This window comes from Vibrio sp. N418, from assembly GCF_000222565.1.
GTDB classification, from domain to species: Bacteria; Pseudomonadota; Gammaproteobacteria; order Enterobacterales; family Vibrionaceae; genus Vibrio; species Vibrio scophthalmi.
Genome location: NZ_AFWD01000018.1, coordinates 1 through 1,083, shown reverse-complemented (window position 1 = coordinate 1,083; position 1,083 = coordinate 1). Strand labels below are relative to the sequence as shown.

Annotated in this window: 1 protein-coding gene; it reads right to left on the bottom strand. The window is 46.6% G+C overall.

Annotated elements, in window-relative coordinates; translation table 11 throughout:
* Window positions 1–6: 6 nt before the first annotated feature.
* Window positions 7–1,083, bottom strand: a 1,077-nt coding sequence (gene tuf / locus RH86_RS03065; RefSeq protein WP_009384916.1) for an elongation factor Tu, incomplete at its 5' end; no start/stop codon positions are given.

Genomic DNA, 1,083 nt, shown 5'->3' with positions numbered 1-1,083 from the left:
TAAGAATTAAGCGAAGATCTTAGCAACAACACCAGCACCTACAGTACGGCCACCTTCACGGATAGCGAAACGTAGGCCTTCATCCATTGCGATTGGAGCGATTAGCTCAACGATCATTTGGATGTTGTCGCCTGGCATTACCATTTCTACGCCTTCTGGTAGAGAGATATCACCAGTTACGTCAGTTGTACGGAAGTAGAACTGTGGACGGTAGCCTTTGAAGAACGGAGTATGACGGCCGCCTTCGTCTTTAGAAAGTACGTATACTTCTGACTCGAACTTAGTGTGTGGAGTGATTGAACCAGGCTTAGCTAGTACTTGACCACGTTCAACGTCATCACGCTTAGTACCACGTAGAAGTGCACCAACGTTCTCACCTGCACGACCTTCGTCAAGCAGTTTACGGAACATTTCAACACCAGTACAAGTAGTAGTTGTAGTATCTTTGATACCTACGATTGCTACTTCGTCACCTACGTTTAGGATACCGCGCTCGATACGGCCAGTTACTACTGTACCACGACCTTGGATTGAGAATACGTCTTCGATTGGCATTAGGAATGGCATATCGATTGCACGCTCAGGTTCTGGAATGTAAGTATCTAGAGCTTCTGCAAGTTCAATGATCTTAGCTTCCCACTGCTCTTCGCCGTTTAGTGCGCCTAGTGCAGAACCTTGGATAACTGGTAGGTCATCACCTGGGAAATCGTACTCAGAAAGAAGTTCACGAACTTCCATTTCTACTAGTTCTAGTAGCTCTTCGTCATCTACCATGTCACATTTGTTCATGAATACGATGATGTAAGGGATACCAACCTGACGGCCTAGTAGGATGTGCTCACGAGTTTGTGGCATTGGACCATCTGTTGCAGCAACAACTAGGATACCACCGTCCATCTGTGCAGCACCAGTGATCATGTTTTTAACATAATCCGCGTGTCCTGGACAGTCTACGTGTGCGTAGTGACGAGTTGGAGTATCGTATTCTACGTGTGAAGTAGAGATTGTGATACCGCGCTCACGCTCTTCTGGAGCGTTATCGATTGATGCGAAGTCACGAGCTGAACCGCCGTATACTTTTGA